Below are 23,191 nucleotides of genomic sequence, written 5' to 3'. Positions count from 1 at the left end.
AGAGAAAGACGCGTGTCACAGTGTCCACCACACATGGTCCGACGATGCTCCTCACACACTCGGGGGAGTATGTCCAACTGCTCACACCGGACGGAGAGCGCGTAGCCGCTCCCGGCTTCGACCCCTGGGTCGCCGATGTCGGAGACGACGAACTGCGGTCGCTCTACGAAGACATGGTGATCAGTCGCCGCATCGATACGGAGGCGACGGCGTTGCAGCGTCAGGGGGAGATCGGCCTCTGGCCCCCACTTCTCGGTCAAGAAGCCGCCCAGGTCGGCTCCGTCCACGCACTGCGCAGAGCCGACTTCGTCTTCGGCAGCTATCGCGAGAACGCCGTTGCCTACTGTCGTGGCGTTGATCTCACCACGATGATCTCGGTCTGGCGCGGCAACGCAAACACGGGCTGGAATCCGTACGACATTGGAGTGGCGACTCCCGCCATCATCATCGGTGCGCAGTCACTCCATGCCGTCGGTTATGCGATGGGGTGCCGGTTCGATGAATCAGACGACATCTCGATCGCGTACTTCGGTGACGGGGCCACGAGCCAAGGTGACGTGAACGAGGCGATGGTCTTCGCGGCGAGCTATGCGGCTCCCGTCATCTTCTTCTGCCAGAACAACCACTACGCGATCTCCGAACCCGTCGGACTGCAGGCTGTGAAGCCCATCGCAGACCGAGCGCCGGGCTTCGGGATCCCGAGTGTCCGTGTCGATGGCAACGACGTGCTCGCCGTTCTCGCCGCGACGCGGATCGCAGCGGATCGCGCCCGTTCAGGTCAGGGCCCCACATTCATCGAGGCTGTCACCTATCGGATGGGCGCTCACACGACGAGTGACGATCCGACACGCTACCGGACCGACGAGGAGCTCGCCGCCTGGCGAGAGAAAGACCCCATCGATCGTCTGCGCACGTACTTGACGGGAAGCGGAGCGCTCGATGAAGCGGGTGAAGCGGAGGTCCAGGCGCACTCGGATCGCATCGCGAAGCAGCTCCGCGACGGATGCCGCGGGCTTGCGGATCCACAGCCACTCGAGTTCTTCGACGCGGTCTATGCCGAGCCGAATGCGCACCTTGAGCGGCAGCGGAACCAGTACGCTGCGTATCTCGCCTCGTTCGATGGTGGTGAGAGCTGATGATGGAGAACACATCCACAGACGCCAGGAGCGCCGTACGCACCCTCACGCTCTCCGGCGCGATAAACGAAGGGCTTCGCCGGTCCCTCGCCGACGACGAGAAGGTGCTCGTCATGGGAGAGGACATCGGAGATCTCGGTGGCGTGTTCCGCGTCACCGACGGGTTGAAAGCTGAGTTCGGAGACACCCGGGTGATCGACACTCCGCTCGCCGAGTCCGGCATCATCGGAACCGCCGTGGGCCTTGCCTACCGCGGCTATCGTCCGATCTGCGAGATACAGTTCGACGGCTTCATCTACCCGGGCTTCGACCAGATCGTCGCTCAAGTGGCGAAGCTGCACGCCCGCACGCGAGGCGCGGTACGAATGCCGATCACAATCCGCGTTCCCTTCGGGGGTGGCATCGGATCCGTCGAGCATCATTCGGAGTCTCCCGAGGCCTACTTCGCGCACACGGCAGGTCTTCGAGTGGTATCGCCGTCGACCCCGCAGGAGGCTTACACCATGCTGCGACAGTCGGTTGCGAGTGACGACCCGGTGCTGTTCTTCGAACCGAAGCGTCGCTACTGGATGAAGGGCGAGGTCGATCTGGATCCGGTGAACGTTCGGGATCTGCACTCCGCAGCGGTGCTCCGCTCGGGTACCGACGTGACGCTGGTCGCCTATGGGCCACTTGTCCCCACGGCACTCGACGTCGCCGAGGCAGCCGAGGAGGAGGGGATCTCCGTCGAGGTCATCGATCTGCGTTCGCTGCAGCCGGTGGACTTCACCGCGATCGAGGCTTCCGTCCGTGTGACCGGGCGCCTCGTCGTGACGCACGAGGCTCAGCGCTTCGGCGGTATAGGCGCGGAGATCGCGTCGACGATCACCGAACGCTGCTTCGAGTATCTCGAGGCTGCGCCTGAGCGCGTCACCGGCTTCGATACGCCGTACCCGCCCGCCGCCTTCGAGGAGCATTTTCTCCCCGACTTGGATCGCATCCTCGATGCCGTGGATCGGTCGATGGGCCGACGAAACTCGCTGACGGACTGGAGGTTCGCGAAGTGACGTTGAAAGACTTCCGACTGCCAGACCTGGGTGAGGGGCTCACCGAGTCCGAGATCGCGAGCTGGAAGGTCGCCGAGGGCGACACTGTATCCGTCAACCAGATCATTGCCGAAGTGGAGACGGCGAAGGCTCTTGTCGAGCTGCCGAGCCCGTTCGACGGCGTCATCCACACGCTCTATGCCGACGAGGGGGCGACCGTCCAGGTCGGCGAGCCGATCATCGCGTTTGAGCTCGAGGGTGAGGGCGACGTTTCGGGCAAAGCATCCGGCGGCGAGCGTGAGACGGTGCTCGTCGGTTGGGGTCCGAAGAAGGATGCCGGCACGAAGCCGACCCGTCGCCGTCGCGCCTGGTCCGTGGATGAGGAGCCGCGGAGGTCAGATTCATCTGCGGCACCGTCGTCGTCCGCCTCGGGCGAGCCGCAGTCCGTCGACGCCGTGTCGGAAGAGACAGACGCTTCGCGCGCCGCACCTGACGACGAGTCACGAGAGCCGGCTCGTCCCGAGCGTCCTCGCACGACTCCTCCCGTCCGCATTTTCGCCCGCGAACTCGGAGTCGATCTCACCACGGTCCAAGGAACAGGAGCCGACGGTCTCATCACCCGCGAGGATGTCCAGCGCGCGGTCGACGGCGGGGCGGGAAGGCCAGAGGAAGCAGCGCCGCAGAGCAACGGCGAGTCGCGTGAAGTGCGGACGCCGATCCGAGGGGTGCGCAAGGCGACTGCCGCGGCGATGGTCGAATCGGCGTTCTCCGCACCCCACGCGAGTGAGTTCATCACAATCGACGTGACGCGGACGGTTGAGCTCGTGGCGCGCATGCGCGAGCAGCATCCCGATGTGAGAATCACGATCATGACGATCGTCGCGAAGGCGATGCTCCTCGCCGCAGCGAGGACTCCGTCCGTGAACGCCCGGTGGGATGACGAGTCGAACGAGATCGTCGAGTTCCGGTATGTGAACCTCGGCATCGCAGCCGCGACGGATCGCGGCCTGGTGGTGCCGGTCATCCGCGACGCGGACTCGAGAACATTCCTCGATCTGGCGCGCGCGATCGCCGAGCTGGTGGGCACAGCGCGTGAGGGGCGCACCTCGCCTGCGGATCTCTCGGGCGGCACGCTGACGCTCACCAACGTGGGAGTCTTCGGAGTGGACGCTGGCACGCCGATTCTGACTCCGGGCCAGTCTGCGATTCTGGCGGCCGGGGCCGTTCGGCGTCGACCGTGGGAGCACGACGGTGAGGTCGCTCTGCGCGAAGTGATGACGCTGAGCATGTCATTCGACCATCGACTGGTCGACGGTGAGCAGGCCTCGCGCTTTCTCGTCGACGTGGCTCGAGTGCTCGAAGACCCGGGAACGGTTCTCGCGCTCGTGTGAGTTCGTGGCCGGGGAGCTGTGAGGCTCTCCGGCCCGCTCTCACACGGTCAGCGCCGCATAGCTCATGAGCTCCAGAAGGGAGCGAAGGCGAGCGCTGTCCGCTGACGATGAACGCCCGACCGCGTATGGGGTCGAATTCATGAGGCCGAAGGCGGCGTGCGCACGCGCCCTGAGCTCAGCGGTGTCGGTGTCGGGGCGAAGTCCTTCGAGCACAGTGACCCAGAGTTCGACATAGCGTCTCTGGAGCCGCCGAACTGTGTGGGCGTCGCCGGTGGAGAGCGCACTTCGGTCTCGATCGTGGACGCGGATGACGTCGGGATGCCGCAGCGCGAAGTCCACGTGGAACTCGATGAGCGCTCGCAACGCCAGCTCTCCGCGGGGAGCTCGTTCCGTCTCGACCTCGCCACCCTCGAGAAGAGCGGTGCTGACTCCGATCAGCAGCTCCGCGAGAACGGCCTGCTTACTCGAGAAATGTCGATAGACGGCTGGTCCGCTCACCCCGACTGCGGCGCCGAGGTCTTCCATGGAGACGCCGTTGAATCCGTGCTTCGCGAACAGGGATGCCGCGGCCTCGAGGAGTCGTTCGCGTCGTCTGCTCTTCGCATCGCTGCGGCCGAGGGTTTTCTCCGGCATCCGATTCTCCTTCGGCGAGCGCTGGACAGTTCAGTTATTGAATACTAACCTGAGTTCGTAGGTTAATACTTACTAACTCAAGTCGGTCACCGTGGACCACAGGGGAGCTATGCACACTCTTTCGACAGCCATCGATCCCACCTCAGACGAGGCGCAGCGCAACGCGCGTTCCCAGCGCGCACTCGCGGACGAGCTCAGAGAACGTCGTGAGACGGTCGCGCAGGGGGGAACGGAGCGCAGCAGACGCCGGCACGTCGAGCGCGGCAAGCTTCTGCCTCGGGAACGGATCGACCGATTGCTCGACGAAGGCAGCCCTTTTCTCGAGGTGGCTCCTCTGGCTGCTGCGGGCATGTACGATGACGCGTCGCCGGGAGCCGGAGTGGTCGCAGGCGTCGGAGTCGTCCGGGGTCGGCAGGTGATGGTGATCTGCAACGACGCGACCGTCAAGGGCGGAACGTACTATCCGATGACGGTGAAGAAGCACCTGCGCGCGCAGGAGATCGCGGCGGAGAACCGACTTCCCTGCATCAGCCTCGTCGATTCGGGAGGAGCCTTCCTGCCGATGCAGGACGAGGTCTTTCCCGACCGGGAGCATTTCGGGCGCATCTTCTTCAACCAGGCTCGGATGTCCGCGGCGGGCATCCCGCAGATCGCGGCGGTGCTCGGCTCATGCACGGCGGGTGGAGCATACGTTCCGGCGATGAGCGATGAGACGGTCATCGTCCGGGGCCAGGGCACGATCTTCTTGGGAGGGCCGCCGCTCGTGAAGGCGGCGACGGGCGAGGTCGTCTCGGCCGAAGACTTGGGCGGCGGCGACGTGCACTCCCGGATCAGTGGAGTGACCGATCACCTGGCCGAGGACGACGATGATGCGCTCCGCATTGTGAGAGACATCGTCGGGACGCTCCCACCCGACCCCGAGCCTGCGTGGGCCCTGGAACGATCGCGGGAGCCCGTCATCGACATCCAGACCATCGTCGACGCTGTACCGACCGATCTGCACACTCCCTATGACGTCCGCGAGGTGATCGCACGTCTCGTCGACGCGAGCGAGTTCCACGAGTTCAAGCGTGAGTACGGCGAGACCCTCGTCACGGGCTTCGCGCACATCCACGGCCATCCCGTCGGGATCGTCGCGAACAACGGCATCCTCTTCTCTGAGTCGGCTCTCAAGGCCGCGCACTTCATCGAGCTGTGCGACCAGCGTGGGGTGCCGCTTCTGTTCCTTCAGAACATCTCGGGCTTCATGGTCGGTCGCGAGTACGAAGCGGGCGGCATCGCAAAGCATGGCGCGAAGATGGTGACCGCCGTCGCGACGACGCGCGTTCCCAAGCTCACCGTGGTGATCGGCGGCTCGTTCGGGGCGGGAAACTATTCGATGTGCGGTCGTGCGTACTCGCCCCGTTTCCTGTGGATGTGGCCTGCCGCGCGCATCTCTGTGATGGGCGGAGAGCAGGCGGCCGGTGTGCTCGCGACGGTGACGCGAGATGGCAGAGAGTCTCGCGGCGAGACATGGTCGGATGCCGAGGAGGCGGAGTTCCGCCGCCCGATCCGCGAACAGTACGAGCGGCAGGGCAGCCCCTACTATTCGACGGCGCGTCTCTGGGACGACGGCATCATCGACCCGCTGGAAACGCGAACAGTGCTCGGCCTCGCGCTCGACGTGTGCTCCAGAACCCCTCTTGACGACCCGGGCTTCGGCCTCTTCAGGATGTGACGCGAATGTTCCAGACCGTCCTCATCGCCAATCGTGGCGAGATCGCATGCCGCATCATCCGCACGCTGCGCCGCATGGGACTTCGCTCGGTCGCTGTCTACAGCGATGCGGATGCCCGTGCCTCGCACGTGCGTGAGGCAGACGTCGCCGTGCGCTTGGGACCTGCGCGCGCCTCGGAGAGCTACCTCGACATCGACCGTGTCATCGCGGCTGCTCGTGCCAGCGGTGCCGACGCCGTCCATCCGGGTTACGGATTCCTCTCCGAGAACGCCGGGTTCGCGCGCGCCTGCCGCGACGCAGGACTTGTCTTCATCGGTCCCGATCCTGACGCTCTCGAGGTCATGGGGGACAAGATCAGCGCGAAAAAGCGAGTCGAGTCCGACGGGGTCCAGGGTATTCCGGGAATCGCAGAGCCGGGACTCTCCGATGAGCAGCTGTGCTCGGCCGCGGAGGAGATCGGTTTCCCCGTGCTCATCAAGCCGTCTGCCGGTGGTGGCGGCAAAGGCATGATCGACGTCCGGGACCGCGCTGATCTTCCCGAAGGAATCCGAACCGCCCGGCGCATCGCCACCGCCGCGTTCGGCGACGACACACTGTTCATCGAGCGGCTCGTCACGGCGCCGCGCCACATCGAGGTCCAGGTCCTCGCCGATGATCACGGAAACGTCCTGCACGTCGGAGAGCGTGAGTGCTCCCTTCAGCGCAGACACCAGAAGGTCATCGAGGAAGCTCCCTCGCCCCTGCTCGACGATCGAACCCGAGAGCGCATCGGTCGGGCAGCCTGCGACGTGGCCCGCAGCGTCTCCTATCGCGGGGCCGGGACAGTCGAGTTCCTTGTCTCCGCAGACCGGCCTGGCGAGTTCTTCTTCATGGAGATGAACACCCGCCTCCAGGTTGAGCATCCCGTGACGGAGCAGGTGACCGGCATCGACCTCGTCGAGCAGCAGGTGCTCATCGCGCAGGGGCATCCTCTCGCCATCGCTCAGGAGGACATCATCATCTCCGGGCACTCGATCGAGGCGCGTCTCTACGCCGAGGATGATCAGTTTCTGCCGCAGGCTGGCACAGTGAGTCTGCTCCGCTTCCCCGAGCACGCCCGCGTGGACTCCGGCATCGCTGAGGGCGTCACGGTCGGGACCGACTACGACCCGATGCTCGCGAAGATCATCGCGACGGCCCAGAGTCGCACCGAGGCTCTGCAGTCCCTCGACAGAGCGCTGCGAGAGACCGTCGTCTTCGGAGTGACGACCAACACGCGATTCCTCCGCGGTCTGCTCGCCGACTCCGACGTGCAGGCCGGGACGATGGATACGACCACGATCGACACGAGATCCTCCGGAGACACAGAGCTGTCCCCGGCGGACGACCTCTGGGGAGCAGCGGCGCTCGTCTGCCACGCACACCGGTGGGAATCCGCCGGAGCGTCACTCTGGGCAGAACCGTCCGGATGGCGCCTCGGTCTGCCCGCCCGCGGTATCGAGTATCGGCTCGGCTGCGGGGATCAGACTCGAGTCATCATGGTCTCCGGCCCTCCGCCCGCCTGCGAGGTCGACGGGCGACCCGCCGCCATCGAACGGGATGGCGACGACGCCGTGGTCCGCATCGGCGACCGCGCGTTCTCTGTCGTGGCGACCCTCGACGGACACCAGGTCTGGATCCACGACGGCAGCGATGCCACAGAGTTCACCCTGACGCACAGAGACGAGCGCAGCGCTGGGACCGCGGCGCACGGAGACGCCGCAGAGCCAGAGCTGCGTGCTCCGATGCCCGGAACCGTCGTTGCGATCTCCGTCGCGAACGGGGCACACGCCGAGGCCGGAGACACGATCGCGGTGATCGAGGCAATGAAGATGGAGCATCGCCTCGTCGCCCCAACGGCCGGAGTCGTCGCACTCTCGGCATCCACAGGTCAGACGGTGTCGAAGGATGCCGTCATCGCCACGGTCACCGCAGACACCGCGGGAGCCGCCGAACCGTCCCACGAGGACGAAAGAGAACAAGGAGAGAACGCGTGAACATCGAACTCGACGAGGAGCACCTCGAGCTCGCGGCATCCGTCCGAGACTTCGCAGACAACGTAGTCGCCCCCGCGTCCTATCAGTACGACACAGAGAGACGACTGCCGATGGAGATCATCGCGCAGATGGGGGAGATGGGCCTGTTCGGGCTGCCCTTCCCTGAAGAGCACGGTGGACAGGGCAAGGACTACCTTTCGCTGTGTCTCGCGGTCGAGCAGCTCTCCCGCGTCGATCAGTCCATCGGCGTCACCCTCGAAGCAGGCATCGGCCTGGGCGCCATGCCCGTCTTCCGATTCGGCACCGACGCTCAGCGAGAGCGATACCTTCCCTCCCTCACAGCGGGGCGTGCGCTCGCCGCCTTCGGACTGACCGAGCGCGATGCCGGTTCGGATGCGGGCGCGACCCAGACCCGCGCCGAGCTGACCGACGGCGAGTGGACGATCAACGGAAGCAAGCAGTTCATCACGAACTCAGGCACGCCGATCACGAATCTGATTACCGTCACCGCGGTCACAGGAACACGCATCTCATCGCGCGGGGGAGAGGTTCCTGAACTGTCGTCGATTCTCGTTCCCACACCCGCTGAGGGACTCACGGTGCATCCGTCATACGACAAGGTCGGCTGGCACACGTCCGACACTCATCCGCTCACCTTCGACGATGTGCGGGTTCCCGAAGAGAACCTGCTGGGCGAGCGCGGACGCGGTTACGCGAACTTCCTCTCCATTCTCGACGAGGGACGCGTGGCGTTCGCAGCTCTGTGCACGGGTGCCGCACAAGGATGCCTCGAGCAGGCGCTCGCGTATGCGAAGACCCGCAACGTCTTCGGAACCGCGATCGGATCGAACCAGCACATCGCGTTCATGATCGCCCGGATGGAGGCGCGCACCCACTCCGCCCGAATGGCGTACTACCACGCGTGCTCTCTCCTGATGGCCGGCAAGCCGTTCAAGAAGGAGGCGTCCATCGCGAAGCTCACCGCGAGCGAAGCAGCGATGCAGAACGCACGGGACGCGAGCCACATCTGGGGCGGCTACGGCTTTCTCAACGAGAACATCGTCGCGCGTCATTACCGGGACTCGAAGGTTCTCGAGGTCGGCGAGGGCACGACAGAGGTGCAGCTCATGATCATCGCGCGTGAGCTCGGGCTAGTAGAATAGAAGCGGAGGCGACAATGGAGCGTCGAGTCGAAGAGCAGCGCGGACTCTTCTACGAGGAGTTCGACGAGGGCGTGCGCTATCTGCACCGTCCCGGCCGCACCATCACCGAGGCGGATAACGTGCTTTTCACGACCCTGACGATGAACGCGCAGTCGCTCCACCTTGACGAGGCATGGAGCGAGGGGCAGCCGTTCGGTGAGCGGCTCGTCAACTCCATGCTGACGCTGTCGACTCTCGTCGGGCTCTCAGTGGCGCAGCTCACGCAGGGAACGATCGTGGCGAATCTGGGTTTTGGCGACATCGCGTTTCCCGCCCCGATGCATCATGGCGACACGCTGTACGCGGAGACCGTCGTGACAGCCAAGCGGCTGTCCGCATCGAGACCGGGGCAGGGCATCGTGACGCTCAACCACACGGGCCGCAACCAGCATGGCGAGATCGTCGCAACAGCCGTCCGCAGCACACTCGTCTGGTGTAAGGGGGCACAACCATGACATTCCGAATGGGTCCGTCGCTGCTGTTCTGCCCGGCAGATCGTCCGGACCGGTTTCACAAGGCTCTGGACCGCGCTGATGCGGTCATCCTCGATCTCGAGGATGGAGTCGATCCGGGCGCTCGGGCCGAAGCGCGGCGCGCTCTGATCGACAGCCCACTCGATCCGAGACGGACGATGGTGCGGGTGAATCCGGCCGACACGGGAGATTTTCTTCACGATCTCGAGGCTCTCCGCCAGACCGAGTACCGCTCGGTGATGCTGGCCAAGACCGAGCGGCCCGATCACGTCGAACGGCTGAACGGCTACAAAGTGACCGTGCTCTGCGAGACGGCGCGCGGGGTGATGGCCGCCGAGAAGCTCGCACAGATGTCCACGGTCGTCGCGCTCATGTGGGGCGCGGAGGATCTCGTGGCTTCGCTCGGCGGAAACGGAAGCAGAAAGCCGGATGGACGATATCGAGACGTCGCCGCTCACGCGCGATCCCGGGTGCTTCTCGCGGCGGGTTCGGCGGGAAAGGCAGCGATTGACGCTGTTCATCTGGACATCGCAGACCGGGCAGGTCTCGAGTTGGAGGTCGAGGATGCCGTCGCCTGCGGGTTCGCTGCGACGGCGTGCATCCATCCTAGCCAAGTTTCCGTGATCAGGGACGGTTACCGGCCACGGCCCGAGCAGGTCGAGTGGGCCCGGGAGCTCGTCGCGGCAGCTGATGGGGCGACCGGCGCATTCCGATTCCGCGGGCAGATGGTCGACACACCGATCCTCCGCCACGCCGAGCAGCTCCTGCGGAGGGCGAGCGCATGATCAAGGTCTCGAAACAGTCACGTCTCGTCACAAAGGGCGAGGCGTGGAGGCGGTGGCGCCGAACCTGATCTACAGTCGAGACACGGCGTTGGGGGACGCCGTGGTGCTCCGGCCGGAAGGGGGACTCATGGCCGTACGAGATGTGAAGCAGACGACGCAATCGCGTGAGCCTGAGGAACATGTCGAGCAGCACCCGTCTCGACCGCAGGACGTCATTTCCGCGTTGCCGACGGTGGCGATGCCGATCAGGCGCCTCGTGGGCGACACGGACATCGAGGTGTTCCCGATCGCTCTCGGCGGAAGCGTCTTCGGCTGGACGATCGGGCCCGATGAGACGGAGTCGATCCTGGATCGCTACGTCGCCGGCGGCGGCAACTTCATCGACACTGCCGACAGCTATGCGTCCGGACGCAGCGAAGTTCAGATCGGCCGCTGGATGCGGACGCGCGGCAACAGAGACAGTCTCGTCATCGCGACCAAGATCGGACGTCACGCCGACTATCCAGGGCTGAGTCGCGACAACATCCTCCGGGCCGCGAACGCCAGCCTCGAACGGCTCGGCACCGATCGCATCGACGTGCTCTATCTGCACGGAGTCGACCCGGACACACAGCTGGAGGAGACGCTCGGTGCAGTGCGAGAGCTGATGGATGCTGGGCGAGTTCGTGCCCTCGGAGCATCCTCGTTCCCCGCTGACGCTCTCGTCCAGGCGAGAATCCTCGCGGCGGCCGGCTACCCGAAGGTCACCGCGTACGAGACCGAGTACAGCCTCGCCAACCGCACCGACTTCGAGGGAGACGGAGAACTCGTGGCGAGCGGGCAGAAGCTCGCAGTGATGCCATTTTTCGCGCTTGCGAGCGGCTTTCTCACGGGCAAGTACCGCACAAGGGCGGCATTCCACGACGGCACTCGTGGGGCGCGCGCGGCGGCGTTTCTGAACCGCCGTGGGCTGCGCATTCTCCGAGCGCTCGATGCCGTGGCCGCAGAGCATGGAACGACCCCGGCTGCTGTCGCGCTCGCATGGCTGCTGACCCGCCCCGCCGTGTGCGCCCCCGTGGTCGGTGCGACAGACCCCGATCAGGTGAGTGACCTGATGGCAGCCCCGACGATTGCGCTGAGCCGCTCGCAGGTCATGGAGCTCGATCGCGCGTCGCGACGCTGACATTCACGTTCCCGACCGCTCGCGCACTAGGCTGGAGACGATGAACGGTGCTGTGCCCTTTCCCCTCGACGTTGCTGAACTCGACTTCGAGGCGGCGGGAGGAACCCGAATTCGGCGCAGTGTGCTTCCGAGCGGGGTCAGAGTTCTCAGCGAATCGGTGCCCGGAGCCCGAAGCGCGACGATCGGCTTCTGGATCGGGGTCGGATCACGTGATGAGTACCATCCAGGCGCGGACAACTCGGGCTTCGGCTCGACCCACTTCCTCGAGCATCTGCTCTTCAAAGGGACGCCTCAGCGCAGCGCTCTCGACATCGCTGTCGCATTCGACGCCGTGGGCGGCGACAGCAACGCGATCACAGCGAAGGAGTACACCTGCTACTACGCCAAAGTGCGTGATCGCGACATTTCCATGGCGATCGGCGTCCTTGGCGACATGCTGACGGAGTCCGTTCTGGACCCCGAGGAGTTCGAGACCGAGCGTGGCGTGATCCTCGAGGAGCTCAGCCACGCAGCTGACGACCCCGGCGATGTCGCGGGCAACGAGCTGTTCGCAGCGGTCTTCGGCGATCATCCTCTTGGTCGGCCAGTCGGCGGGACCCCGGAGACGATCGTCCGGGCCACCCGAGACGGCGTGTGGAACCATTATCGTGCGCACTACGAGCCGTCAGAGCTCGTGGTCTCCGTCGCCGGGAGCATCGACCACGATGAGCTCGTCACTCTGGTGTCGAACGCCCTCCGTCCGGCGGGCTGGCTCGAGGGGGGAGACGCGCCCGCAGCGCGTCGTTCGACGACATCCTCGACGCTCACCGGCACTCGACGTCTCGTGACCGTCTCCCGCCCGATCGAGCAGATCCATCTCATGCTGGGCATGCCGGCGCTGACGGTGACCGACCCGGAACGCGTGACGCTCAGCATGCTCAACGCTGTGCTCGGCGGCGGAATGTCGAGCCGTCTCTTCACCGAGATCCGCGAACGACGAGGCCTCGCATACTCCGTGTACTCGTTCGCCGGTGCGCACTCGGATGCCGGCCTCGAGGGCATGTACGCCGCGTGTTCGCCGCGCAATGCTCCGGCCGTCGTCGAACTGATGCGCTCCGAGCTCGCACAGCTCTCGGACGGCGTCACCGCCGAGGAGATGGAACGTGCCTTCGGGCAGATCTCCGGACGAGCCGCCCTCAGCCTGGAGGACTCAGACGTGCGCATGTCGCTCCTCGCACGTGCTGAGCTCTCGCTCGGCGAGTACCTCGACCTCGATGAGAATCTTCGTCGGCTGGCGCGCGTCACCGCAGCCGACGTGGCCGAGATGGCCGAGCGTCTCGTGGCGCAGCCGCAATCTCTCGTCGCAGTCGGAGGCATCGATGAGGATGCCTTCGCCGACGCAGCAACCGACAAGGAGTGATTCTGAGTGTCACAGTATGTGTACCTCGTGAGACATGGGGAACAGCAGGACGCCGAGCACGGTCTTCCTGATGGACCGCTGTCTCCCCGTGGCCGCCGTCAGGCCGATCTGCTTTCCCAGCGGCTCGGCGGTGTTCCGTTCACGAGCGCACGGCACTCTCCTCTGCAGCGGGCGGCGGAGACCGCATCCATCATCGGCGAACGGCTGCCAGCCCTCGAGCTCGAGCCTTCGTCCCTTCTCTTCGACTGCATCCCCACCGGAGAGACGGAGGAGACCCCGACGGCGTACCACCCGTTCTTCGGAGCCGTGACTCCGGAGGAGATCGAAGCCGGACGAGCGCAGATGGCCGACGCCGTCGCGGAGTTCCTCGGACCGAAGAAAGGGGAGAGTCACGATCTCCTCATCACCCACAACTTTGTGATCGCGTGGTTCGTGCGCGAGGTTCTCGGCGCACCGGACTGGCGGTGGATGACGCTCGACCAGGCGCACTGTGGGCTCACGATCATCCAGCGCAAGCCGGGGCGCCCCTGGACGGTGCTCACCCACAACGACCTCGCGCACCTGCCGTTCGAACTGAGAACCGGTCTGCCAGAGCAGCTGCCGGTCTGACGGGTCAGAGCGTCTTCAGAAACCAGGTCGTCGCGTTCGGGTTGTCGTTGTACGGCTCAGTCTCGCTGTAGTCGAGTGAGCGGTAGAGCCCGTTGGCCGCGTCGAGGGACGCGTTCGTATCGAGCACCATCTCCTCAGCGCCGAGCTCGCGGGCGTTCTCCTCAAGGGCTTCGAGAATGAGACGGCCGAGTCCTCGCCCGCGCGCTGACTCGCGGACGAAGAGGTGCTTGATCTCGAATCGAACATCGGAGAGACGGCGCACGCCGCCGCACCCGACCACGTGCCCCTGATCGTCCTCGGCGACGCCGAACAGTCCGTTGGGGCGGACGAATCGCGAGGGGTCCGGTCGGGTGACTGTGTAACCACCACCTGGGTGCGTCGCCTGGCGCAGAGCGAAGTATTCGTCCAGCAGCGATGCCGCGATGGGAGCTGTGACCGGAGTTTCGATGAGCGTCAGCACTGTCCGATTCTATGGCCAAGGATTGATAGGTTGGCACCATGACGACTCGAGTTGCGATTGCCGGTGCCCGCGGAAAGATGGGGCGTCTCTTCGAGACGATCATCGGGGAGCTCGATGGCTTCGACGTTGTCGCGCGGCTCGGGCGCGAGAGCGACCTTGACGAGCTGAACGACGCCGATCTCGTGGTCGATGTGACGAATCCGGACGCGAGCCCCGCCATCGTGGAGCACGCTGCGCGTCAGGGAGCGGCGGTGCTCATCGGAACATCGGGCTGGTCGGAGTCGCGTGTCACGTCGCTCTCGAACGACGTACCCGACGGCGTCGGCATCCTCATCATCCCAAACTTCTCTCTCGGCTCCGTGCTCGGCACTACGCTTGCGACGATCGCAGCGCGCTTCTACGACTCGATCGAGATCATCGAGGCCCATCGCCAGTCGAAGGCAGATTCTCCGAGTGGAACGGCAGTGCGGACGGCTGAGCTGATGAGCGGCGCTCGGGAGAGCGCCGGACCCGTGGCCGCGCCGCACACGGATCAGCGTGCCCGGGGACAGCAGGTCGCCGGCATCCCGATTCACAGTCTGCGTCTTTCCGGCGTGGTTGCACAGCAAGAGGTGATTCTCGGCGGAACCGGTGAGACCCTTACCATTCGTCACGACACGATCGATCCGAGTGCATACCGACGCGGCATCGAGCTCTCACTGCACGCCGTTCTCGGTCTTAACGAGATCGTCGTCGGGCTGGAGAACGTTCTCGATCTCGGAATCAGTCGGGCATGACAACGCGCGTCGGCGTCATCGTCATGTCGGCGGTGCTTCTGCTGTATTTCGTCGTCGTCGGTCAACGAGCCGTGATGTTCGTCCTGACAGGAGAACCGGCGGCAGTCGGAATCGGCGTCGCACTCATCGTGCTCCCGCTCGTGGGGGTATGGGCGCTGTATCGCGAGCTGCGCTTCGGGGCGAAGGCGACCCAGCTCTCGCGAGAATTGGACGAGATGGATGCACGGGCAGATGACAGCCTTCCCGTGCGCCCGAGCGGGCGGATCGACCGTGAAGCTGCGGATGAGGCGTTCCCGCAGTATCGAGACCGCGTCGCTGCTGACCCGGAGGACTGGAGCGCGTGGTTCAATCTCGGACTCGTCTATAAGGGAGCCGGCGATTCACGTCGAGCACGGCACGCGGTGCGTGAAGCGATTCGACTTCATGATCGGGACATGAAGAGGGCCGGCCACGAGGAGTGACCGGCCCGGTGTCGAGGAGTCTCAGGCGAGACTAGCCTCGAGGGTGATTTCGACGCCGGCCAGCGCCTGAGAGACCGGGCATCCGCCCTTTGCGGCCTCCGCAAGCTTCTGGAAGTCGTCGTCGCTGATGTTCGGAACTTTCGCGTTCACCAGAAGGTGGCTTCCCGTGATCTTCGGTCCGGACGGGTCGAACGTGACGGCAGCGGTTGCCTGAATGCTCTCCGGCGGGAACCCCGCGTCAGCAAGCGTGTTCGAGAACGCCATCGAGAAGCAGGCAGCGTGGGCGGCGCCGAGCAGTTCCTCGGGCGTCGTCGTGCTGTCAGACCCTTCCGAACGTGCCTTCCAGTCGACACCGAGCGTGGCCGCTGAGGACGAGTCGAGCGAGACCTTGCCGTTTCCGTCGAAGAGAGTCCCGTTCCATACCGTTGTCGCTTCGCTGGTGACTGCCATGCTTCCTCCAATCTCGGGGCGCATCGCACCCCACTGAACAGCTGTCCTCTGAGCTTATCGACTAGCGGTTGGGTTGGCGATGCTCCGGCTACGATGAGTCCATGGCACGAGGTGACGAGACGGCACTGGTAACGGGTGCGACGTCTGGGCTTGGTAGAGAGTTCGCCGAACAGCTGGCTCAGCGTGGTTTCGCGCTCGTTCTCATCGCACGAGACGAGATCCGTCTCCGCCAGGTTCAGCAGGACCTGATCTCGCGCTATGCCCTGCCGGTCGAGATTCTCTCGGCGGATCTGACGAGCGCAGACGGGGTGGCCTTCGTCGAGAGGAGGCTTCGTGATCGGCCGGTTCGCGTGCTCGTCAACAATGCCGGGTTCGGTCTGAAAGAACCGTTCGAAGCTCAGCCGATCGAGCGGGAGGAGCAGCACCTGGACATCCACGTGCGAGTACCGATGAGGCTCATGCACGCCGTTCTCCCAGCCATGCTGGAGCAGGGCCGCGGAAATATCGTCAACGTCGCATCGGTGGCTGCCTTCACACCACGCGGCACCTATGGCGCTGTGAAGTTATGGGTCGTCTCGATGTCGCAGTGGGCGAACAACCGGTATGGACAGCGCGGCGTGACCGTGACTGCGGTGTGCCCCGGCTTCGTACACACGGATTTCCACCAGCGGCTCGGTGCGGAACTCGATGATGTCCCGTCGTGGATGTGGCTCGAACCTGAGCAGGTGGTGCGTGAGGCTCTGCGCGACGCGGGGCGAGGCCGAGGTGTCTCCATCCCCTCTGTGCGCTATCGGCTGCTGGTCGCTGCCAGTCGAATCGCGCCTCCGTCGCTCAGCCAGAAGCTCGCCGCTCGAGGTCGGTGAGTTCCGCTGGCGAGAGCCGGTACCCTAGGGGTGTGACGAACATTGAGAATCCCTTCGGTCAGGTCCTCGTTGCACTGGTGACGCCGTTCACCGCGGATGGAGAAGTGGACTGGGCCGGCGTCGAGAAACAGGTCGACGACGTCATCAGCCAGGGGGCAGACGGCATCGTCGTCACCGGAACGACGGGGGAGACCTCGACGCTCACCGACCCCGAGAAGATCCGACTCGTGGAGGTCGGCAAGTCTGTCGCCGGGGGCCGCGCGAAGATCATCACCGGAGGCGGTTCCAACGAGACCGCTCACGCCATCGAACTCTACAAGGCGAGCGAGCGCGCCGGCGCCGACGGTGTCATGATCGTCACGCCGTACTACAACAAGCCGACGCAGGCTGGCGTGCTGACGCATTTCCGGCTCATCGCCGATGCGACAGACCTTCCCGTCATCCTTTACGACATTCCCGGCCGAACGGGCATCCCCATCACGTTCGAGACGATCGTGCGTGCGTCGCAGCATCCGAACATCATCGCCGTCAAAGATGCCAAGGGCGACTTCGCTCAGGTGAGCCGCGTGCTGAACCAGACCGACCTGATGTACTTCTCCGGCGACGACACCAACGCGCTGCCGCACATGTCGATCGGCGCAACCGGACTCATCGGAGTGACCGCGAACATCGCGGCTCGACCATACCGGTCGATGGTGGATGCCGTGAACGCTGGCGATCTCGCGACCGCGACGGCCGCGCATAAGCAGCTTGAGCCTCTTGTCCGAGCGGTTATGACGCACGTTCCCGGCACCGTGTCGGCGAAGTACATTCTGCACGGGCTCGGTCGGATTTCGAGCCCCCGTGTCCGCCTGCCGCTCGTCGGTCCGGAGGAGCACGAGGCTGCTCTGATCGAGGACGACCTGGCTCTCATCCGCGGGATCGACGGCGCGGACTTCTCCAATTTCCGCCCCGATCGCAACGCTGCGGCCGGCGGCGCTCTGCCCAAGGTGCACGGCACCACGCGCTGAGGCGCATACCCGCGAACTAGCAGAATTCAGGAGGGCATATGCCCAGTGCCGTTTACGACCCGCCGGAACTCGAACGGGGCACGCTTCGCGTGGTTCCGGTCGGAGGGCTTGGCGAGGTCGGGCGCAACATGACGACCTTCGAGATCGACGGCAAGATCCTCATCGTCGACTGCGGTGTGCTCTTCCCCGAGGAGTTCCAGCCGGGTGTCGACCTCATCCTGCCCGATCTGTCGGCGATTAGGGACCGACTCGATGACGTCCTCGGGGTCGTCCTCACGCACGGCCATGAGGACCACATCGGAGCTGTTCCTTATCTGCTTCGACTGCGTCCGGACATCCCGATCATCGGCTCCGCGCTGACGCTCGCTCTCACGGAGGCGAAGCTCAAGGAGCACCGAATCAAGCCGTACAGTCTGACGGTCACCGAAGGGCAGACTGAGCAGGTCGGCCCCTTCGATCTTGAGTTCGTTGCCGTGAACCACTCTATTCCGGATGCACTCGCGGTCGCGATCAAGACGGAGGCCGGGACCGTGCTGGCGACCGGCGATTTCAAGATGGACCAGCTTCCGCTCGACGGACGCATCACCGATCTGCGCAGCTTTGCGCGTCTCGGTTCTGAGGGAGTCGATCTCTTCCTGGTGGATTCCACGAACGCTGACGTGCCGGGCTTCACCCCGCTTGAACGGTCGATCGGACCGGTCCTCGAGCAGGTGATCGCGAAGGCGCCGCGTCGTGTCATCGTGGCGAGCTTCTCGAGTCACGTGCATCGTGTCCAGCAGGTGTTGGATGCCGCTCACGCGAACGGCCGTCGAGTCGCGCTCCTCGGCCGGTCGATGGTGCGCAACATGACGATCGCTGCGGAGCTCGGCTATCTCCGCGTTCCGGACGGCGTGCTCATCGACTACAAGAAGGCGAAGGACATCCCGGACGACCGGATCGTGTACATGTCGACCGGTTCTCAGGGGGAGCCCATGGCTGTTCTCAGCCGGATGGCGAACCTCGACCACGCGATCGAACCGGGCGAAGGCGACACGGTCGTGCTCGCGTCCAGTCAGATTCCCGGCAACGAGAGCGCGATCTACCGTGTCATCGACGGACTCACAAAGCTCGGCGCGACCGTCGTCCACAAGGGCAATGCCAAGGTGCACGTCTCAGGGCACGCCGCTGCGGGGGAACTGCTGTACTGCTACAACATCCTGCGTCCCAAGAATGTTCTGCCCGTGCACGGTGAGTACCGCCACCTCATCGCGAATGCGAAGCTCGCACAGGACACCGGAATACCTGAGGAGAACACGTTCCTCGCGGAGAACGGCACTGTTCTGGACCTGCGCGACGGACAGGTCCGTCAGGTCGGTCAGCTGGACATCGGCTTCGTATACGTTGACGGAGCAACCGTCGGGGAGATCACTGATTCCGACCTGAAGGATCGCAGGATCCTCGGCGAGGAGGGGTTCATCTCGATCATCGTCGTTGTGGAGTCTCAGACGGGGCGTGTCGTTTCTGGGCCCGAGATCCACGCACGCGGCTTCGCCGAGGACGATGCGGTGTTCGAGAAGGTTCGACCGAAGATCGCGGAGGCGCTGACCGAGGCCGTCAGCAACGGTGTGCGTGATCAGCACGCGCTCCAGCAGGTTGTGCGGCGCACAGTGGGGCGATGGGTGAACACCTCGTACCGTCGTCGGCCGATGATCGTTCCCCTTGTGATCGAAGCCTGACACCGGGCAGTCGGTCCCGCGAACTCCCGCGTCATTACCGGCTGAAGCGGCTCACCACGGGTACCGTTGAGGCATGGCTTCTGGCACCACGTCCTCCGGCCGCAGTCGCAAGAAGACGAGCGACGGCGGCGCGTCGCGCGCACGTTCGACGACCGCGAAGACCAAGAAGCTCGAGCCGCAGCCGGAGCCTCAGCGGCAGAACCCGCTGGTGCGCGCCTGGATGGGCCTCGCGCACGTGGCGGGAGGCGCTGCCCGAGCGCTCGGCCCAGAGAAGATCGAGAAGGACCAACGTCGAGACGGCGTCCCCTTCTTCATCCTCCTGCTCGCGATCGCGGGAATGGTCGTCGAATGGTTCGGCGTAAACGACCCGGTCGCGCAGGCGCTTGACGACTGGACATTTGGCGGAATGTTCGGCCGTCTCGCCTTCGCTCTTCCGGTCGTGATGCTCTTGCTAGCCCTGTGGCTGTTCCGCAACCCGAACCCCGTCAATGACAACGGACGCGTTGGCATTGGACTGGCGCTGCTGGTGCTGTCGGTCACGGGAATCAGTCACGCGGTCAGTTCGCATCCTTCTCCAGGAGCGGGCGGGCTGCCGGCTCTCGCCGATGCTGGCGGCCTGATCGGCTGGATGGCGGGTGCCCCCCTCGTCTTTCTGATCACACCTGTCGGCGCGGTGATCGTTCTGGGCTTCATCGGGCTGCTCGCACTCTTCATCGTCACTAAGACGCCTCCACACAAGATTCCACGACGCATCCGCGAGTTCAGTGCGTGGCTCTTCGGCACCGATGAGGAGGATGCCGAGGCGAAGCCCGCAGCGAGGAAGAGCGCCGACGATGACTCAACCGACCCGGAAAGTTCTCTGCCCTGGTGGCGGCGGAACAAGAGCGGACGCGAAACCGTCGACGGGGCCGACTCAGCGCCGTCAGAAGACGACGTGACCGAACTGCTCACTCCCGGAACGGACGACAGAGCATTCGACACTCCCGTGGTGACCGAGCCGGAGAAGCCGGCGTTCGCGCCGACCGAGATCATGGAGGACCTCAACGCGGCGGAATCTGCCCTATCCGGCTTCACGTCCGGCTCGGAAACCCGCGGCATCCACGGTGACGGTGGAGATAACAGCACGGACGATCTCCCAGACATGCACGCCCTCGCGCTCCGGGGCGACGACGGTGCTCCGGCGAAGCCGAGCGAGTCCGACCAGCCGTATCGCCTGCCATCTTCAGGGGCTCTCGCGGCCGGTGCTCCAGCGAAGGCGCGATCGGCAGTGAACGATCAGGTCGTCGCGGCGATCGCCGGCGTCTTCGAGCAGTTCAAAGTCAACGCGACGGTCACGGGCTTCTCGCGCGGACCGACAGTGACGCAGTACGAGATCGAGCTCGGCCCCGGCGTCAAGGTCGAACGCGTCACGGCGCTGTCGAAGAACCTTGCGTACGCAGTGGCGTCCAACGAGATTCGCATCCTCTCGCCGATCCCCGGAAAGAGTGCAATCGGACTGGAGATTCCCAACGCGGACAAGGAGATCGTCGCGCTCGGAGACGTGCTGCGCTCCACCGCCGCCACGAACAGCACTCATCCACTGACGATCGGAGTCGGAAAGGACGTTGGCGGCGGCTTCGTCGTCGCAAACCTCGCCAAGATGCCGCACCTGCTCGTCGCGGGATCGACGGGCTCCGGTAAGTCAAGCTTCGTGAATTCGATGATCACGAGCATCCTCATGCGCGCGAAGCCCAGCGAGGTGCGTATGGTGCTGGTTGACCCGAAGCGCGTCGAGCTCGCACCCTACGCGGGAGTTCCACATCTGATCACGCCCATCATTACGAACCCGAAGAAGGCCGCCGAGGCCCTCGAGTGGGTCGTGAAAGAGATGGACATGCGGTACGACGATCTCGCGAGCTTTGGGTACCGACACATCGATGACTTCAACAAGGCGATCATCAACGGTGAGGTCACGCTTCCTCCGGGCAGCGAACGTGTCCTGAAGCCGTATCCTTACCTCCTCGTGGTCGTCGACGAGCTTGCCGACCTGATGCTCGTCGCACCTCGAGACGTCGAATCCTCGATCGTTCGTATCACCCAGCTGGCGCGCGCCTCCGGCATCCACCTCGTTCTTGCGACTCAGCGCCCGTCCGTCGACGTCGTTACGGGGCTCATTAAGGCCAACGTCCCCTCACGCCTCGCCTTCGCGGTCACGAGCGTCACGGATTCTCGCGTCATCCTCGATCAGTCCGGCGCGGATAAGCTCATCGGACAGGGAGACGCGCTCTTCCTTCCCATGGGCGCCTCGAAGCCGATGCGCGTTCAGGGCGCATGGGTGAACGAGAGCGAGATCGAGAAGGTCGTTGCTCACGTCACGAGCCAGGCTCGGCCGGAGTACCGACGCGACGTGGAGCAGACGATCGAGAAGAAGGAGATCGACGCTGACATCGGGGACGACCTGGATGTTCTGCTCTCCGCGGTCGAACTGGTCGTCAACACGCAGTTCGGCTCGACCTCGATGCTGCAGCGCAAGCTTCGTGTGGGCTTTGCGAAGGCCGGTCGCCTGATGGACCTCATGGAGTCGCGCGACATCGTCGGTCCCTCGGAAGGCTCGAAAGCTCGCGATGTGCTGGTCAGCAAGGAGCAGCTCCCGGGTGTACTCGCCCGACTTCGTGGGCAGGAGCCACCGGAGGAAGCCACGGCCGCCCAGCCGCAGTCGCCGTCATCTGATCCTGTGGAGCAGCAGTACGAAGGCTATGACGTCGTGAACGCCGATGAGTCCGAAGACGCATGGCAGCTCACCGATCGGGAATAATCGACCTGTGACCGACAACGCGCCCAGCCCGTGGAACCTGCCCAACACGATCACGATTGTGCGCATCGGGTTCGCGCCCATCTTCTTCGTCCTGCTTCTCATCGATGGAGGCGCAGATGGTGCGGCACGCTGGATCGCAGCCCTGCTGTTCATTGTTGGCATCGCGACGGACGGAATCGATGGACACATCGCACGCTCCCGCGGGATCGTCACCGATCTCGGCAAGCTGCTCGATCCGATCGCGGACAAGATCCTGACGGGGGCGGCCTTCGTCGGGCTGTCCATCCTCGGCGAGCTTCCGTGGTGGATCACTCTGGTGGTCCTCCTCCGCGAGATCGGAATCACGGTGCATCGCATGATCATCAGACATGAGAACGTCGTCGCCGCCGCCTGGACGGGAAAGCTGAAGACCGTCCTTCAGGCTGTCGCGCTTTCGTTCGCCCTGGTTCCGCTCTGGACTCTCCTCGGCGAGTGGATCCACTGGATCAACGGTGTCACGATGGCGCTGGCCGTGATCCTGACGATCGCGAGCGGCATCGACTACGTCGTCACCGCTCTGCGGGGGCGACGCGTATGACAAGGGATGCCACTACCGACGTTCTTCGTCTGATGGCGAGTCATGGGCTGACCCTCGGCGTCGCGGAGTCTCTCACCGGAGGTGCTCTCGCCGCGGAGCTCATCAGACCTGCGGGTGCATCAGCAGTGGTGATCGGGGCGATCGTCGCCTACGCGACACCGCTGAAAGAGCGTCTGCTCGGAGTCGATGCCGGGTTGCTCACGCGCGAGGGGCCGGTGCACGCGGATGTAGCGATGCAGATGGCGGAGGGTATCCGCTCCGCTGTGGCTGTGGATGGTGCACGTGCGGACTTCGGGGTGGCGACGACCGGCGTCGCCGGGCCTGATGCACAGGGAGGCCGAGCGCCAGGAACCGTGTTCATCGCGGTGGCGGGCGGCCCGACTCCGATCGTGAGGGAGTACGCCTTCACCGGAGATCGTGACGCCATCAGGCGCGCGAGCGTGGACGCCGCGATCGCGCAGCTGACAGACAGCGTCTCAAACTCAGCATCGCGGGAATAGGCGATGAGCAGAACAGGTTGTAACTGTCAGACTCACAC

The 23,191-nt window shown here is 64.8% G+C and carries 22 protein-coding genes; 19 read left to right on the top strand and 3 right to left on the bottom strand.

The features are described from left to right. The first annotated feature begins 44 nt into the window (after nucleotides 1-44). The 3 genes from pdhA to ACSAGD_RS08110 are packed head-to-tail and all read left to right on the top strand — an operon-like array spanning nucleotide 45 to nucleotide 3,552. Complete coding sequence (gene pdhA / locus ACSAGD_RS08120; RefSeq protein ID WP_437582214.1) at nucleotides 45-1,136, top strand: pyruvate dehydrogenase (acetyl-transferring) E1 component subunit alpha; 1,092 nt, start codon at nucleotides 45-47, stop codon at nucleotides 1,134-1,136. Beyond that, nucleotides 1,136-2,182 (top strand): alpha-ketoacid dehydrogenase subunit beta, encoded by a 1,047-nt coding sequence (locus tag ACSAGD_RS08115; protein WP_437582213.1) that lies wholly within the window; start codon nucleotides 1,136-1,138, stop codon nucleotides 2,180-2,182. Before pdhA ends, ACSAGD_RS08115 begins: the two co-directional genes overlap by 1 nt. Beyond that, nucleotides 2,179-3,552: a dihydrolipoamide acetyltransferase family protein gene (locus ACSAGD_RS08110; RefSeq protein ID WP_437582212.1), complete on the top strand. Its 1,374-nt coding sequence runs from the start codon at nucleotides 2,179-2,181 to the stop codon at nucleotides 3,550-3,552. Before ACSAGD_RS08115 ends, ACSAGD_RS08110 begins: the two co-directional genes overlap by 4 nt. Before the next feature lie 39 nt (nucleotides 3,553-3,591). On the opposite strand, the gene ACSAGD_RS08105 is transcribed toward ACSAGD_RS08110, so the two are convergent. Beyond that, on the bottom strand, nucleotides 3,592-4,185 hold the full coding sequence (locus ACSAGD_RS08105; RefSeq protein WP_437582211.1) for an SACE_7040 family transcriptional regulator: 594 nt from the start codon (nucleotides 4,183-4,185) through the stop codon (nucleotides 3,592-3,594). A gap of 109 nt (nucleotides 4,186-4,294) precedes the next feature. Here ACSAGD_RS08105 and ACSAGD_RS08100 point away from each other — a divergent pair, with 109 nt between their 5' ends. The 8 genes from ACSAGD_RS08100 to ACSAGD_RS08065 all read left to right on the top strand — a co-directional run bounded on the left by ACSAGD_RS08100 (nucleotide 4,295) and on the right by ACSAGD_RS08065 (nucleotide 13,547). Then, entirely contained in the window at nucleotides 4,295-5,902 is a 1,608-nt protein-coding gene (locus ACSAGD_RS08100; protein WP_437582210.1) for a carboxyl transferase domain-containing protein, read from the top strand. Nucleotides 5,903-5,907: 5 nt separating this feature from the next. Next, nucleotides 5,908-7,917: a biotin carboxylase N-terminal domain-containing protein gene (locus ACSAGD_RS08095; RefSeq protein ID WP_437582209.1), complete on the top strand. Its 2,010-nt coding sequence runs from the start codon at nucleotides 5,908-5,910 to the stop codon at nucleotides 7,915-7,917. Then, nucleotides 7,914-9,080: an acyl-CoA dehydrogenase family protein gene (locus ACSAGD_RS08090; protein ID WP_437582208.1), complete on the top strand. Its 1,167-nt coding sequence runs from the start codon at nucleotides 7,914-7,916 to the stop codon at nucleotides 9,078-9,080. The genes ACSAGD_RS08095 and ACSAGD_RS08090 overlap by 4 nt, the downstream gene beginning before the upstream one ends. Nucleotides 9,081-9,094: 14 nt before the next feature. Then, nucleotides 9,095-9,574 carry a MaoC family dehydratase gene (locus tag ACSAGD_RS08085; RefSeq protein ID WP_437582207.1) on the top strand — a complete coding sequence of 160 codons (480 nt, stop codon included), beginning with the start codon at nucleotides 9,095-9,097 and terminating at the stop codon, nucleotides 9,572-9,574. Further along, on the top strand, nucleotides 9,571-10,377 hold the full coding sequence (locus ACSAGD_RS08080; RefSeq protein WP_437582206.1) for an HpcH/HpaI aldolase/citrate lyase family protein: 807 nt from the start codon (nucleotides 9,571-9,573) through the stop codon (nucleotides 10,375-10,377). Before ACSAGD_RS08085 ends, ACSAGD_RS08080 begins: the two co-directional genes overlap by 4 nt. A 127-nt stretch (nucleotides 10,378-10,504) precedes the next feature. Then, complete coding sequence (locus tag ACSAGD_RS08075) at nucleotides 10,505-11,539, top strand: aldo/keto reductase (protein WP_437582205.1); 1,035 nt, start codon at nucleotides 10,505-10,507, stop codon at nucleotides 11,537-11,539. Between the two features lie 40 nt (nucleotides 11,540-11,579). After that, entirely contained in the window at nucleotides 11,580-12,938 is a 1,359-nt protein-coding gene (locus ACSAGD_RS08070) for a M16 family metallopeptidase (RefSeq protein ID WP_437582204.1), read from the top strand. Nucleotides 12,939-12,944: 6 nt separating this feature from the next. Beyond that, complete coding sequence (locus ACSAGD_RS08065; RefSeq protein ID WP_437582203.1) at nucleotides 12,945-13,547, top strand: histidine phosphatase family protein; 603 nt, start codon at nucleotides 12,945-12,947, stop codon at nucleotides 13,545-13,547. Nucleotides 13,548-13,551: 4 nt separating this feature from the next. On the opposite strand, the gene ACSAGD_RS08060 is transcribed toward ACSAGD_RS08065, so the two are convergent. Further along, entirely contained in the window at nucleotides 13,552-14,007 is a 456-nt protein-coding gene (locus ACSAGD_RS08060; RefSeq protein WP_437582202.1) for a GNAT family N-acetyltransferase, read from the bottom strand. Between the two features lie 38 nt (nucleotides 14,008-14,045). On the opposite strand from ACSAGD_RS08060, the gene dapB reads away from it, so the two are divergent. Both dapB and ACSAGD_RS08050 read left to right on the top strand, forming a co-directional pair. Continuing rightward, on the top strand, nucleotides 14,046-14,783 hold the full coding sequence (gene dapB, locus ACSAGD_RS08055; RefSeq protein WP_437582201.1) for a 4-hydroxy-tetrahydrodipicolinate reductase: 738 nt from the start codon (nucleotides 14,046-14,048) through the stop codon (nucleotides 14,781-14,783). Further along, the gene (locus ACSAGD_RS08050) at nucleotides 14,780-15,244 is read left to right on the top strand and encodes a hypothetical protein (RefSeq protein WP_437582199.1); all 465 of its coding nucleotides are present in this window, start codon (nucleotides 14,780-14,782) and stop codon (nucleotides 15,242-15,244) included. The genes dapB and ACSAGD_RS08050 overlap by 4 nt, the downstream gene beginning before the upstream one ends. Before the next feature lie 21 nt (nucleotides 15,245-15,265). Here ACSAGD_RS08050 and ACSAGD_RS08045 read toward each other — a convergent pair whose 3' ends face one another. Next, a complete protein-coding gene (locus tag ACSAGD_RS08045) occupies nucleotides 15,266-15,694 on the bottom strand; it encodes an OsmC family peroxiredoxin (RefSeq protein WP_437582198.1) in 429 nt (142 codons plus the stop codon). A 101-nt stretch (nucleotides 15,695-15,795) separates the two neighbouring features. Between ACSAGD_RS08045 and ACSAGD_RS08040 the strand changes: the two genes are divergently transcribed. The 6 genes from ACSAGD_RS08040 to ACSAGD_RS08015 all read left to right on the top strand — a co-directional run bounded on the left by ACSAGD_RS08040 (nucleotide 15,796) and on the right by ACSAGD_RS08015 (nucleotide 23,153). Further along, nucleotides 15,796-16,557: an SDR family NAD(P)-dependent oxidoreductase gene (locus ACSAGD_RS08040; protein ID WP_437582197.1), complete on the top strand. Its 762-nt coding sequence runs from the start codon at nucleotides 15,796-15,798 to the stop codon at nucleotides 16,555-16,557. Nucleotides 16,558-16,589: 32 nt separating this feature from the next. Then, nucleotides 16,590-17,567 carry a 4-hydroxy-tetrahydrodipicolinate synthase gene (gene dapA / locus ACSAGD_RS08035; RefSeq protein WP_437582196.1) on the top strand — a complete coding sequence of 326 codons (978 nt, stop codon included), beginning with the start codon at nucleotides 16,590-16,592 and terminating at the stop codon, nucleotides 17,565-17,567. 38 nt (nucleotides 17,568-17,605) lie between these two features. Continuing rightward, the gene (locus ACSAGD_RS08030; protein WP_437582194.1) at nucleotides 17,606-19,282 is read left to right on the top strand and encodes a ribonuclease J; all 1,677 of its coding nucleotides are present in this window, start codon (nucleotides 17,606-17,608) and stop codon (nucleotides 19,280-19,282) included. A 73-nt stretch (nucleotides 19,283-19,355) separates the two neighbouring features. Next, a complete protein-coding gene (locus tag ACSAGD_RS08025) occupies nucleotides 19,356-22,076 on the top strand; it encodes a DNA translocase FtsK 4TM domain-containing protein (RefSeq protein ID WP_437582193.1) in 2,721 nt (906 codons plus the stop codon). A 7-nt stretch (nucleotides 22,077-22,083) separates the two neighbouring features. Continuing rightward, nucleotides 22,084-22,653 (top strand): CDP-diacylglycerol--glycerol-3-phosphate 3-phosphatidyltransferase, encoded by a 570-nt coding sequence (gene pgsA, locus ACSAGD_RS08020; protein ID WP_437582192.1) that lies wholly within the window; start codon nucleotides 22,084-22,086, stop codon nucleotides 22,651-22,653. Next, a complete protein-coding gene (locus ACSAGD_RS08015; RefSeq protein WP_437582191.1) occupies nucleotides 22,650-23,153 on the top strand; it encodes a CinA family protein in 504 nt (167 codons plus the stop codon). The genes pgsA and ACSAGD_RS08015 overlap by 4 nt, the downstream gene beginning before the upstream one ends. The last annotated feature ends 38 nt before the right edge of the window (nucleotides 23,154-23,191 follow it).

This window comes from Paramicrobacterium salitolerans (assembly GCF_051513965.1).
In the GTDB taxonomy this organism is placed as follows: domain Bacteria; phylum Actinomycetota; class Actinomycetes; order Actinomycetales; family Microbacteriaceae; genus Paramicrobacterium.
This window is presented reverse-complemented; position numbering and strand designations above follow the sequence as displayed.

Excerpts from the sequence above, each read along its gene's own strand:
- ACSAGD_RS08015 (WP_437582191.1), top strand. The coding sequence starts at position 22,650 with ATGACAAGGGATGCCACTACCGACGTTCTTCGTCTGATGGCGAGTCAT.
- pdhA (WP_437582214.1), top strand. The coding sequence starts at position 45 with ATGCTCCTCACACACTCGGGGGAGTATGTCCAACTGCTCACACCGGAC.
- ACSAGD_RS08040 (WP_437582197.1), top strand. The coding sequence starts at position 15,796 with ATGGCACGAGGTGACGAGACGGCACTGGTAACGGGTGCGACGTCTGGG.
- ACSAGD_RS08085 (WP_437582207.1), top strand. The coding sequence starts at position 9,095 with ATGGAGCGTCGAGTCGAAGAGCAGCGCGGACTCTTCTACGAGGAGTTC.
- ACSAGD_RS08030 (WP_437582194.1), top strand. The coding sequence starts at position 17,606 with ATGCCCAGTGCCGTTTACGACCCGCCGGAACTCGAACGGGGCACGCTT.
- ACSAGD_RS08075 (WP_437582205.1), top strand. The coding sequence starts at position 10,505 with ATGGCCGTACGAGATGTGAAGCAGACGACGCAATCGCGTGAGCCTGAG.
- ACSAGD_RS08050 (WP_437582199.1), top strand. The coding sequence starts at position 14,780 with ATGACAACGCGCGTCGGCGTCATCGTCATGTCGGCGGTGCTTCTGCTG.
- ACSAGD_RS08025 (WP_437582193.1), top strand. The coding sequence starts at position 19,356 with ATGGCTTCTGGCACCACGTCCTCCGGCCGCAGTCGCAAGAAGACGAGC.
- ACSAGD_RS08070 (WP_437582204.1), top strand. The coding sequence starts at position 11,580 with ATGAACGGTGCTGTGCCCTTTCCCCTCGACGTTGCTGAACTCGACTTC.
- ACSAGD_RS08100 (WP_437582210.1), top strand. The coding sequence starts at position 4,295 with ATGCACACTCTTTCGACAGCCATCGATCCCACCTCAGACGAGGCGCAG.
- ACSAGD_RS08105 (WP_437582211.1), bottom strand. The coding sequence starts at position 4,185 with ATGCCGGAGAAAACCCTCGGCCGCAGCGATGCGAAGAGCAGACGACGC.
- ACSAGD_RS08095 (WP_437582209.1), top strand. The coding sequence starts at position 5,908 with ATGTTCCAGACCGTCCTCATCGCCAATCGTGGCGAGATCGCATGCCGC.
- ACSAGD_RS08115 (WP_437582213.1), top strand. The coding sequence starts at position 1,136 with ATGATGGAGAACACATCCACAGACGCCAGGAGCGCCGTACGCACCCTC.
- ACSAGD_RS08045 (WP_437582198.1), bottom strand. The coding sequence starts at position 15,694 with ATGGCAGTCACCAGCGAAGCGACAACGGTATGGAACGGGACTCTCTTC.
- ACSAGD_RS08080 (WP_437582206.1), top strand. The coding sequence starts at position 9,571 with ATGACATTCCGAATGGGTCCGTCGCTGCTGTTCTGCCCGGCAGATCGT.
- dapB (WP_437582201.1), top strand. The coding sequence starts at position 14,046 with ATGACGACTCGAGTTGCGATTGCCGGTGCCCGCGGAAAGATGGGGCGT.